The sequence below is a fragment of the Limnohabitans sp. Jir61 genome (assembly GCF_003063545.1).
Classification (GTDB): Bacteria; Pseudomonadota; Gammaproteobacteria; order Burkholderiales; family Burkholderiaceae_C; genus Limnohabitans.
Genome location: NZ_NESD01000002.1, coordinates 349,446 through 362,118 on the forward strand (window position 1 = coordinate 349,446; position 12,673 = coordinate 362,118).

The following is a 12,673-nucleotide window of genomic DNA, read 5'->3' on the forward strand; positions in this document are numbered from 1 at the left end:
TCTCTCAATCCTGTATCAAACAGGCATGTTCATGATTTCTTCGTACGCTTTCATCACTTTGTTGCGTACTTGCAAGGTGGCTTCAAAAGCCAGTGACGATTTCTGCATGCTCAAGACCACTTCGGTCAAAGGCACTTCTTCGCCACGGTCATAGGCTTCCGTCATCGCGTCAGCTTTGACATCGGCTTCGTTGACTTTGTCCAGCGCGTTCTTAACCGAGTCAAAGAACGTCGGCTGACCGACCTTGGTGGTCGATGGCTCGTTGACGTTTGAGGTAGTGCCAGTGGACTGCGTTTGGTAAGAACGCAGCGTTTCAATCATCGATTGAACGTTGGCTTGTGAGATGCGATCAATCATGCTGAGGCTCCTTCATTCATGCCACGGGTACGCATTTGTGCCAGCTTGTAGCGCAATGTGCGTGGGCTGATGCCCAACTTGGCAGCCGCTTCCATGCGGCTGTCGGTGCTTTCAATGGCGGCCATGATCACTTGCAATTCGCTGGCTTTCACAGCGCTGTCTAAGTTCACAGGGGCGGTCGGCTCTTCACGTGTTTCGATCGGAGCCATGGGGGAGTAATAAGTCGGTGCGCTTGCAGTCGGCATTACGGGTGCTACAGGCGAAGCAGCTACAGGCGCTTCAGCCAAAGCTTGAGGCAAGGCGGCTTGGATGCTGGACATCACAGGCATAGCTTGCTCGTCCATTTGTGCATCATCGAACATCAAATGCGCTGGGCTGATGGTGCGGCCACCGCTCAACACCACGGCGCGTTGCACCACGTTTTCGAGTTCGCGCACGTTGCCAGGCCATGGGTAGCTTTGCAACAACACTTGAGCTTCAGCCGTCACCGTGAAAGGCAAACCACCTTTGACATGACGGGCCAAAGACTGCGCCACCAAAGGCACGATGTCACCTGGACGGTCTTTCAATGGCTGAATGCGCAAGCGGAAGGTACTGATACGGAAATACAAGTCTTCGCGGAATTCGCGTTGCTCGATGGCGAGCTTCAAATCTTTGTTGGTGGCGGCGATCACGCGCACGTCGAGGTCAATCGTGCCTTCACCGCCCAAGCGGTTGAGTTTTTTCTCTTGCAAGACACGCAGCAACTTGGCTTGCAAGTTCATGGGCATCTCGCCAATTTCGTCCAAGAAGATGGTGCCGCCGTGGGCTTGTTCAAACAAACCTTTGTGCTCTTTCAAAGCGCCAGTGAAAGCGCCCTTCTCGTGACCGAACAACATGTCTTCGATCAAGTGCTCTGGCATGGCCGCGCAATTGAGGGCCACGAATGGGGCCTTAGCGCGAGGTGAAGACTCGTGCAACACACGGGCCAACACTTCTTTACCAGCGCCTGTGGGGCCAACCAGCAAAGCCGTCACATCGGTTTGTGCCACGCGTTGGGCCAAGGCCAACAAATGCTGGCTGATAGGGTCCACAAACACGTAGCTCTTGGTTTTGAGTTCAGGAGCGTTCAAGCCTTTCACAGCGCCTTGCCAAGCTGCGGCTGACCACTCATCGGCCGACAACACATGCAAAGCACCCAAGCGCATCGCGTCCACAGCCACTTCCATGCGGCGGCGGTCTACGCGGCACAGCACGGGCACGGTGTGGCCGAGTTGGGCAATGAGGGTTTGAACTTCTTGGAGCAGCTCGGCGCTATCGCCCAAGCGAATGACCAGCACATGTGCGCGGCGCAGAGCCAGCGTGAGGTCGCCCAAGGTTGAAACAGTTTCCAGACTGATACCTGCGGCATCCAGCTGGGCGCGTTCTGCGGCGTCGATTGGACTAAAAGGGTCCAGCCACACGGCATGAATTACGTTGACAGAAGAAGCATTCACTTTGAGTACAGTCCGAAATAAAGGTAAGACTGTTATGCAAAGGCCGTGCCAGGTTGTTTTGAAACCTATGTAATTAAATTTATGTGGTAAATCGGCCTACGAGGGTCATTTTCTCGACGTTTCGACGAGTTGCCGACAGGCTTTTTAGACGCTTTTTGGGCCTTAGTAGCTGATTCTTGTTTGGTTGGTTTAGGCGAGAAACCGCCACAAAACCGCCCGTCCGTGCGCAGCACCTCTAAAGAGGGAACTACTTTCGAACGAAATCCCATGAGTTTGCAACCGTATGGCATGCGCACATCCCAAGTGACCGCCATGTAGCGACACTCCCAGCAATTGGGGCCTTTAGGAAGGTTGGAAGGTGAAGGCACGGTGCCCTTCTCAGCTTTCATGCGTTAACTCAAAGATGGATATTAACCACCCAAGAGCTTCATCACCGATTGCTGGCTGGTGTTGGCTTGCGCCAGCACTGCCGTCGCGGCTTGTTGCATGATCTGCGTCTTGGCCAAGTTGGTCGAGGCCTGAGCGTAGTCCGCGTCTTCAATCTGGCTGCGTGATGCAGACAAATTCATCGACACGTTGGTCAAGTTATTGATCACGTGATCCAAGCGGTTCATCACCGCACCCATGGTGGCGCGTGTGGCGTTGATCTTGTCCATCGAATCATCCAACATGGTCAATACAGCTGTCGCACCATCACGGGTGTTGATGCGTGCAGTACGCTGCTCGACGTTCAAATCGACGTCACCGGTAATTTGGCTAGTGATCGAACCATTCTTGCCAAAGTCCGCCAAATCGATGGTGATCATTTGGTTGGCACTGGCACCCACCTGGAAAGCCAAGCGGCCCACACGTGGAGGATCCATAGCAGCGCTGGATTGACCGCCGAATGTGCCCACTTCAAAGCCCATGGCTGCGAAGTTGCTATTTTTTCCGAAGCCATCATCACCAACCGAAATGGTGAATGGTTTGCCAGATGCCTTTTGTAATGCAAGCTTGTCTGAGGGTGGTGCACCTTCAGGCGCAGGCAAGTTTGGCAACAAGGCTGGATCAGAGATCATGCGAACAGTGCCATAAAGCGTTGTCGCTGTTGTTGATTTTTCTGTGGCGTGCAAAATGCCCGTCACATCATTGCTACCAGTGCCATTTGGCGTAATGGTTTCGAGCTTCATGCTCAAATTAGAGTCGGCTGGCGTCACTGATGCCCCTGTCAGACTGAAAGCAGTACCAGGGACTTGAGAGGTCAACTGCAAGGCATTGCCAACCACTGACACACCGATGTTCTTCAAACCAGAATTCTCGATGGCCGTTTTCATTTGTGCAGCAACATCTGCCAAACTTGTGGCACTGCCTGCTGTCGTGATGGTTTTGCCATTGAGTTTGATGCTCAACTGGGCGCCCACATCTGTGCCACTCAATGCAATTTGTGAGACCTGAGCGACAGAACCGCCCTTATCTAAACCAAAACTGGCAGCATCTAAGCTTCCCACGCTGGAGTCAAACCACACAGACAGGTTGCGACCGTCGCTGGCCAAGCTAACGCCATAGCCGTTATCGCTGGCTGTCACGCCATGCTGACCCACGCGTTGATTGATCGCATCAACAACCTTGGTACGACGTTGCAATGGAGAGTCCATCGGATCGAGTTCGACCGTCACTTCTGTACCGTTGACAAACAACGATTGCGGGCCTTTGAGAGGCTGTGGCAACACGGTTGTGATAGCTCCTTGGCTGATCACTGGGTTGGGAATAGCGCGTACACCGGTCTCAGCAGATTGCGAATTGATAGCAGTGGCAATAGCAATGGCACTGGCTGTTTTATCACTGCTCGTGGCAGCTGTACTGGAGAACTTGTCGTCTGCAGTAGTTGTCGCACGAATCTTCACACCGTTGATGACCAAGTCATTCAAACCCAACGATTTGACATCAGCTGGGACATTGGCTTTTGTCACACCATAGACGTTGTCATTCGTCACAGCACCAGCGGCGCTTGTATCCGAGACTTTCAATGAATAGGCGATGCCTGGAACATCAGCAGTCAGCAACAACTCATCTGTCGAATTACCGGCTGTCGCCGTGACGCCAACATCTTTGACCTTTGAAATCAAAGAGTTACGGATTTGAGCAGGAGTTTCACCACCCACCGCTTTATGCGTGAACTCGACACCATTGATGGTGAGAGTGAACAACTCATCAGCGACCGCTGGGCCGTTACCTGTAGAAAATTTGACACTCTCGACTTGTGCTTGCGTCGCCACCACAGGCGCACGCTCGCTGGTGTTGAACACCGATTGGTTCTTTGTGAAGTTACCAGCCGTCAAGCCTGAGCGGCCAATGTCACCAATGGCAGAAGAGGTCAGGATCACAGGCGCTTCAATCTTTGATTCCAAAGCAAAAGTACCCGCTTGGACACCCTCACGCATACCAATGCTCTGACCAAACAAGTTGGCATTGAAATCAGATTCAAATTTAACTTCAATGTTGCGGCCATCGGCGGCAACCAAAGTCACACCTTGGTTATCAAAGCCGGTGTCAATCGCTTTGACGCCAGTTTTATCTGTAATCAAGTTGATCGCACGAACCACATTCGCACGTGTCTCGCGTGGGTTATTCAACACGGTGGTGATGTCTGCACTGGCAAAACCGTTAATGAAAACAGCACCTTTGACCACGTTGGTTGATGACATAGCTCGGCCAGTCACGATGTTTGCATTCACTTTCGCAAAAACACCTGTACCTTGAACCGTTGTTTGATGTTGGACTGTTGTATCAACAGTACCAACCAAACCAGTCGTGCCCGATGCAAAAGGCATGTCAGGCATATCGCCTTCATTTACCCCGTAATTGACACCAATGGTGCTACTGCCTGCGTTGTAAGTAATTGTTCGACCTGTGCCAGCATCGTAAAGTGGGCTAGCGCGCAATGCAGCTGCAATCGCTGCAGCAGCTTGAACAGGCGTGGTGTGTACAGTTTCGTTCAATTGAACTGAAACACCACCCACGGTGATAGTGCCGGACTTAGGCGTCCCCATCAAAGTCAAGGTTTGTGATTCACCAACAGATTGTGTGGTGCTCACAGCTTTACGGTTAATCGCAGCAGCCTTGGCAATTGCACTACCTGCCGCGTTGTTAGGAGGCGATAACGTGTCGTCTTCAGCAAATGTAGGACCTACATCTACGCCGTTGATCAACAAGTCACCCGCTTTGAGCGCAGGAATTCCGCCAGAAACGTTAACTTCCATAGAGACCGGACGATCTGTCACATCCATGGCATTGCCTTGGCTATCGCGGAAGGTATAGGTCATGTCATTGGAGATCACTTGACCATTCAAACCCTGATCTTTAGGGAAAGTAATGGTGGATCCATCTGGATCACCAAGCACACCCGTCATTTGGATCGTCTTGCCATCGCTCGTCAAGAACGATGCAGTCAGTTTATTTTGGGTCGCATCGAGTGAATTCGGCGTCCAATCAATCGTCAAGGCACCACTCTTCAGGAAAGCACCTTGGCCATCTGAAAACGATTCACTGGCAGCGACTACAGCAACATCAGGTGCCGTTTGCGGCGCGACTTCTGCCGTCAATGTAGCGGCCAAAGCGGCTGACATTGTTACATCCACTTTAGATACATCTTTGTCTGAGCCTGCGTACTTGATGACCAATGCATTGTTTGCAGCATCAATCGTCACTTCGCGACCCGACGTACCAGAGAAACGTTCATTTTGTTTCAATGCGTCGCGAATTTCAACGAGAGCATCAGACAAGTTTGTTTTCGTAACAGGAACAGTCACGCCATCAATAGAAATTGATTTGTCTGAACCAGTCACACTTAATCCAGAGCCATCACCCGAGAAAGTAATGCGCTGCGTTTCACCAGCACCAGTCCCAGAGATCTTGCGCTCAGTTTGTGGGTTGACATACGCTGTCGAAAACTCACTGGTGGCAGTTGCTTTATAGACAGGCATCTCACCCACACGTTCACCGGCCGTACCGTTCAGCACAGGGAACCCGTTCCACTCTGTTGTCTCGGAGATGTGCACGATTTCTTGTTTGAGTTGCTGGAATTCCAGATCTAAATAAGAACGTTGTGCGTTGTCGTTGGTGTCGTTGACTGCTTGAACGGCCAACTCACGCATGCGTTGCATCATGTCCGTGATTTCGTTGGTCGCGCCTTCAGCCGTCTGAATAAGGGTGATCGCGTCGCCTGCATTTCGCACTGCTTGGTTCAAGCTGCGAATTTGATGCGTCATGCGTGTGGCGATGGCCATACCTGCAGCATCGTCGCGAGCCGAGTTAATGCGTTTGCCTGTCGACAATTGCTGCATAGCCACGGACTGGCTTCTCTCAGTAGAGCGCAAGGCTGCCTGAGAGAACAATGCTTTGACGTTGGTATTGATAACTGCCATTTTTTTCTCCTGCCCGATACGGGTCAATCAAATTTCCAAGCTATCAAGCAGTAACCGTGCCAACTTGTTTTCCGACAACTTGAGGGGCTCATAAAGAAATATTTACCCTATATCGGTGGCTAAGGAGCGGCAAAGCGGCAAAGAAATGGCGGCAAAACGGCAACATATTGCCGATTTTTAACTACAAATGCCGTTTTTTGTGAAAATTACCGTTCCGTCATTAATCCGGCTCGAATTTTGCATGCGTGGTGTCGAGTACTCAACACAACACTTTTAAAAGTTCGTTCTATATGTCAAACGGTATCAATTCACCTCTGGGCAATACGCTAGGCAGCTATTCATATGCCAGCGTACAAATGAGTGCGCCGACACTTGGAACGACCACAGATATCTCCGGCTTTAGCTCAACACAAGTCAGCGCTTTATCAGTTAGCCAAATCAGCGGACTAACAGGCACACAAGCCACAGCGATCACAACTGCAGCACTGGCAGGCTTGTCAGCCAAACAAATTCAAGGTTTGAACAACAGCAACTTGGCTGTTTTAACAACTTCACAAATTGCTGCTTTTAGTGCAGACCAATTGAATAGCTTGCGTCCCACACAAATCAGTGCCTTGACATCCACTCAAGTCAACGCGCTGACTGCGTCTCAACTGTCAGGCCTGCGCGCGTCACAAGTGTCTGCTCTGAATAATCAACGCATGGGATCGGTTAGCACTGGAGTACTAAGCAACTTAACAACAAGTCAAATTCAAGCCCTCACGACCAACCAGATCATTGGCTTGATTGACACACAACTCGCTGCCTTAGGCACTTCACAAATTGCGGGCATGAAAGCCACGCAAATTAAAGCGATAGAGACGCGTGATTTGCTTGGATTGACCACTGCACAAATGGTGGCTCTCAACGTCACACAGTTAGCCGCCTTTTCGAATAGTCAACTCAATGCACTCACAACCACACAAGTTGCAGCCATCGAAACTGCGGACTTAGCTGCCCTCTCTAGCAAGCAAATTGCTGCATTTAGTGCCGCCCAAATTGGCGGTATGAGCACTTCGCAAGTGAGTAATCTACACGCATATCAATTGGCCGCCATCAGTACAGATGGCATAGCGGCTATGAGTGCTGCACAAATCAAGTCACTGTCAGCCAACCAAGTCTCTGCGCTGAAACCTGCGCAAATTCAAGCCATGAGTGGCTCACAACTAACTGCCTTGGGTACTGAATTAATCAATGGATTAACTGCCAAGCAATTAGCAGCCATTGAAACGCGAGATCTGTCTGGGCTAGGTACTGATCAAATAGCCGCCTTAACCAGCAGTCAAATCGTCGGTTTCTCTGGTGGGCAATTAGCCGCACTGTCAACGACACAGGTTCATGCAGTTCAAACAACAGACTTAGCCACGGTTCGTAACACTGAATTTGCATCGTTCACGCCCACACAAGTGCAAGCCATGTCAACGCAACAGATCAGCGCGCTGACCAGAACACAAATTACCAAACTCAGTACAGCGGCTCTCCAAAGTATGAGCACTGCTCAGATCGCTGTTATCAGCAGCGATCAATTACAAGCATTCGGCTCTTCACAAATCGCTACGTTAAGTAGTACTCAAATTGCAGCCATTGACTCAACATCATTTGGCACGCTTAAAGCAAGCTTAGTTGGCGCTATTCAAACTTCAACGATTGCAGGTTTAAGTACAGCGCAAGTCAATACATTGATTGGCAACCAATTGGCGCAAATGACATCCGCACAAATTGGCGCACTGAACAATGAGCAAATTGCTGCCATTTCTTCGAATGAAGTCACTGCACTGAATCCACGTCAATTAGCTGCGTTTAGTACCAGCCAAATTCAAGGGTTAACAGCAGATCAAGTGACAGCACTCAAGCCCTCACAGGTCAGTGCCATCCCGACTCAAAACATTGCGGCACTGACCACAACACAGGTTGCAGCCATCTCGGCGCAGCAAGTACCGTATTTGAGCAATAGCCAAATGGGTTCTTTGGGTAGCGACCAAGTCAAGGCCTTGGGTTCACAAGTCGCAAGTTTCAAACCCATTCAGCTTTCCGCATTAAGCACCAGTGCACTTTCTGGCTTAGATGAGTCGCAAATGTCCGCATTGACAGGCGCCCAATTTACCGGTTTCAGTGCTGGTCAAATTGCATCTCTGTCAACGACACAAATAGCTGCGATTGATTCACAAGACATCCAGAGCTTAACGAAAGACCAAATTATTGCGCTAACAACATCACAAGTAGCCGCGTTGACGAGTGAACAAGCGAGTCAATTGACAGCAAAGCAAATCATTGCACTTGAGGCACAAGATTTATCAGCGCTATCGACCACCAATATTGCAGCCTTATCAAACCAACAAGTCCGCGCCATCACAGCTGGACAAATTACAAGCCTCACCGACGATCAAATCAAAGCCCTAGAAACAGAAGATTTGGCATCACTCACAAGCAATCAGATCATTGCCATGCAAACGCAGCAATTTGCGGCCATGGAAACAGATCAAATTGCCGCACTAACAGCAAAACAAATTGCATCGATTGAAACGCAAGATATTGCTGCTTGGGATGACACACAAGTCCAAGCGCTGACCACTTCACAGCTACCTGCCCTGACGAACTATCAAGTCAGTCGCTTAACGACAGCCATGTTGGTTGCACTCAGCACTGATCAAATTCAAGCCCTGACGCCCAAGGCCATCAGTGTTCTCACAAATCAACAACTGAGCAAACTGACCACCGACCAAATGTCGGCTCTGACCAGTAAGCAAGTTCAGGCCATCACATTAACGGGGGTAACCGCGTTAACCACTGATCAGGTCAGTTCACTCACAACTTCACAAGTCGTCGCACTGACGGGCAATCAAATCAAAGTTCTGAGCACGAGTCAAATGCTCTCGCTCACCACAGATCAAATTCCTGCCATAGAAAAAAATGACGTGGCATTGCTGTCAGCAGGACAACTCAACGCTCTGAACACTGACCAAGTGAACTCTTTGAGTACAGGTCAAATCACTGCACTGACAAATAATCAAATCGCCTCATTAGGACTTGATCAAGTTGGCGCACTTAACACAGCACAAATTGCAGCAGTGAGCAGCCGACAAATACAAAGCCTCACAGGTTCACAAATCTCTGTGCTTTCCACGGAACAGATTATTGCCATTGAAAGCAATGACTTGAGTGCAATGTCAGCCAACCAAATCACGGCTTTCAGTCCTGATCAGATCGGTGCATTAACCACATCACAAGTGGTAAGCCTCAAACGTGCGCAAGTAGCCAGCTTAACCAATCCACAAATCAATGCACTAAGCACCGATCAGATTGCTGCTATTGAAACCCTAGACATCACAGGGTTAGTCAACCGGCAAATCGGCGCTCTGTCTGCCGAACAGTTGGGCGCCCTCACCACTTCACAGTTGGGCGTCTTGAATGGCGCCCAAGTAGCCAGCATCAGTGTAGAAAACATCAGCACCATATCTACCAGCCAATTGGCAGCATTGACAACAAATGCATTTGGGTCTTTGACCTCAGCACAAATGCAGCAAATGACGCCAGATCAAATCAAAACACTGGGCACCAGCTATGTCCAAGCCCTTCGTGCCGATACTCTCGCAGCCATGAATGGAGATCAAATAGGCTCACTCACAACCAAGCAAGTGGTCGCCTTATCTGAAACTCAAATTCAAGCATTGACCAATGATCAAGTCACTTGGTTGGACACGACGCAGTTTGCAGCTTTGGAAACACGAGATATTGTTGCACTCACAGCACAACAAATGGCTGTTGTGACCAATGATCAAATTCAGAATATGACTAGCGCACAACTCCAAGCGATTGAAACTCGCGACTTGGTTGCCATGAGTGCTGAACAAATTTCTGCCTTGCTCACCAATCAAATCGCAGATCTAACGAACGCCCAAATTAGTGCAATGTTCACGGATCAAATTACAGCATTTAGCCCTGACCAAATCGTTGCAATTGAAACAAATGACTTTGCAGCGCTCACAACCAACCAAATCAAGTCATTCACGAGCGATCAGCTGCCGTCAATCACAACAGCACAAATGCAAGCTGTTACAGCGACTCAAGTAGGTGCCTTTGCATCGCAACAACTGCGCGCTTTGTCTAGCGAACAGATCAATGCATTGACTACAACACAATTCAACGCCCTAAGTAGCACCCAGTTGGTAACTCTGAAGTCAGAACAAATTTCGACACTGACCACTGACGTCATCAAAGGACTAAGTACTAGCTTGACCGCAGCGCTTACGAACGAACAACTAGGCGCATTGAGTACGGCACAAATTCAAGTCGTGACCACGGCAAACGTTTCTGCACTGCTCAGTGATCAAATTTCTGCACTCAGCACAGATCAGGTTCAAGCCTTGTCAACAAGCCAGATTGCAGCGATTGATACCCAAGACATACCGGCACTGCGCGAAGAACAGCTATCCAGCCTAAGCACGACACAAGTGTCGGCTTTGCGCACTGCGCAAATTGATGCGCTCAGTACGTCTCAATTCCAAACATGGCCTAGCGACCAAGTCGTAGGTTTAAGTGCATCGCAATTGGCTAGCCTCTCAACCGCCAAAGTTCAGCTCTTGCATGACAGCCAAATTAGCGCGCTCAGCTCTACTCAGGTCAATAGCATTAGCACAACTCAAGTGCAAGTCTTACTTTCAGATCAACTACAGACATTGACGACGGCGCAAGTAGCAACTTGGGATTCTGCAAAAATTAATGTCTTGAGTTCGGCACAATTCAGTGCACTGACGAATGATCAACTCAAGGCATTGACCACAACGCAAGTCAGTGCATTGAACAGCAGCAACTTATCGGCATTGAGTGATTCAGACGTTGCGCTCTTGAGCACATCACAAATTGGTTCACTGACCATTAACCAAATGCCGCAACTGGCAACTTCTCAAGTTGCAGCAATGAACACGTCACAAGTATCGATTTTGAGCAACGCTCAACTGGCTGCTATGACGACCACTCAAACCAATGCATTCAACGCCGATCAATTGGTTGCTTTGACTGTTCCGCAAGTACAAAACTTGAGTACTACAGCGCTTGCATCGCTTCCAAATTCGAAAATTAGCAGTCTCACAACGGCACAAGTTGCTGGGTTGAGCATTGAGCAAATTCAAAGCATCACTTCTGCACAAATTACTGCGTTGACAAGCGATCAAGTGAATGCCCTGACATCTTCACAGCTACGCAACTTAACAACTACACAACTGAGCGCGCTGACGACGGATCAATTGCCCACCATGGGAAACACCCAGATACAGGCACTTTCTGTGGCACAAGTTGCTTTGCTTTCTACACAGCAACTTGCCAGTTTGGTACCTGCTTCTATCTCTGCCATGAGCAGCCAGCAAATTGCTGGTATGTCTACCAGCCAATTGGCTGCCATGGGTTCCGAGCAGATTCAAGCACTCGAATCCGCAGATATCGCAGGACTCAATGCAACACAAATTGGCGCATTCAGCGCAGATCAACTCAGCGCATTGCCAAACGCTTTGATTCCAGCCATACGCACCTCCGCGATTTCTGTACTGAGCAATGCAACGCTCAACACAATGACCACAGGGCAATACGCCAACTTCGATAGCACGCAAATATCTGCATTCACGACATCACAACTATCCAGTATCTCTGGTTCATTGTTGTCAGCCTTGACATCAGACAACATGGCGGCAATGTCTAGCTTGCAAATTGGTGCATTGACGGCAGATCAACTGCCATCATTTACAACCTCGCAGATCAGTGCCATCGATTCTGGCGATATGCCTGCAATCAGTACAACTGCCCTACGCGCATTCACTTCTGACCAAATTGTGTCGTTGAGTAGTGATCAAGTGAGCGCGCTTCGAACAGACCAATTGGCTTCTTTGACAGCAGATCAGTTTGTTGCATTGGAATCTAACGATATTGCTGCTCTCAATAGCCATCAAATCGGCGTACTTACTGTTGAACAAATTGGCGTTATGTCTGCCGCCCAAGCTCAATCAATTGCTACTGGTGCCATGAAAGCACTGACCTCTGCGCAAATTGAAGCCATGACAACCGAGCATTTCGCCGCTTTGTCGACGGGGCAAATTCGCGGATTCCAATACACGCAAATTCCCGCCTTCAACTCTGATCAAATTTCTAATTTAACAACGACAGAAATTGCGGCTTTCAGCACGCGTCAAATGCAGGCATTCACAACGGATCAAATTTCCGCATTCACCAACTGGCAAGTTCCAGCCATTCCAGTTGAAAACCTGTCAAATATGCTGACATCACAAGTCTCTGCATTTAGTACAGCACAATTGTCTGCCTTCAATGCACAACAAGCTGCTGCGTTTGGCTCTTCACAGCTTGCTGCGATGACGAATGAACAACGTGCTGCATTAGGCTTATAAATTCAAA

Annotated in this window: 4 protein-coding genes; 1 reads left to right on the top strand and 3 read right to left on the bottom strand. The window is 49.4% G+C overall.

From position 1 onward, the window contains the following. Window positions 1-15: 15 nt before the first annotated feature. The 3 genes from fliE to B9Z35_RS13080 all read right to left on the bottom strand — a co-directional run bounded on the left by fliE (window position 16) and on the right by B9Z35_RS13080 (window position 6,235). On the bottom strand, window positions 16-357 hold the full coding sequence (gene fliE, locus B9Z35_RS08105) for a flagellar hook-basal body complex protein FliE (protein WP_108283184.1): 342 nt from the start codon (window positions 355-357) through the stop codon (window positions 16-18). After that, window positions 354-1,832: a sigma-54-dependent Fis family transcriptional regulator gene (locus B9Z35_RS08110; protein WP_108283185.1), complete on the bottom strand. Its 1,479-nt coding sequence runs from the start codon at window positions 1,830-1,832 to the stop codon at window positions 354-356. The genes fliE and B9Z35_RS08110 overlap by 4 nt, the downstream gene beginning before the upstream one ends. A 410-nt stretch (window positions 1,833-2,242) precedes the next feature. Then, complete coding sequence (locus B9Z35_RS13080; RefSeq protein WP_108283187.1) at window positions 2,243-6,235, bottom strand: flagellin; 3,993 nt, start codon at window positions 6,233-6,235, stop codon at window positions 2,243-2,245. A gap of 290 nt (window positions 6,236-6,525) precedes the next feature. Here B9Z35_RS13080 and B9Z35_RS08125 point away from each other — a divergent pair, with 290 nt between their 5' ends. Next, window positions 6,526-12,666, top strand: a complete 6,141-nt coding sequence (locus tag B9Z35_RS08125; protein ID WP_108283188.1) for a hypothetical protein — start codon at window positions 6,526-6,528, stop codon at window positions 12,664-12,666. Window positions 12,667-12,673: the final 7 nt, after the last annotated feature.

Excerpts from the sequence above, each read along its gene's own strand:
- fliE (WP_108283184.1), bottom strand. The coding sequence starts at position 357 with ATGATTGATCGCATCTCACAAGCCAACGTTCAATCGATGATTGAAACG.
- B9Z35_RS13080 (WP_108283187.1), bottom strand. The coding sequence starts at position 6,235 with ATGGCAGTTATCAATACCAACGTCAAAGCATTGTTCTCTCAGGCAGCC.
- B9Z35_RS08125 (WP_108283188.1), top strand. The coding sequence starts at position 6,526 with ATGTCAAACGGTATCAATTCACCTCTGGGCAATACGCTAGGCAGCTAT.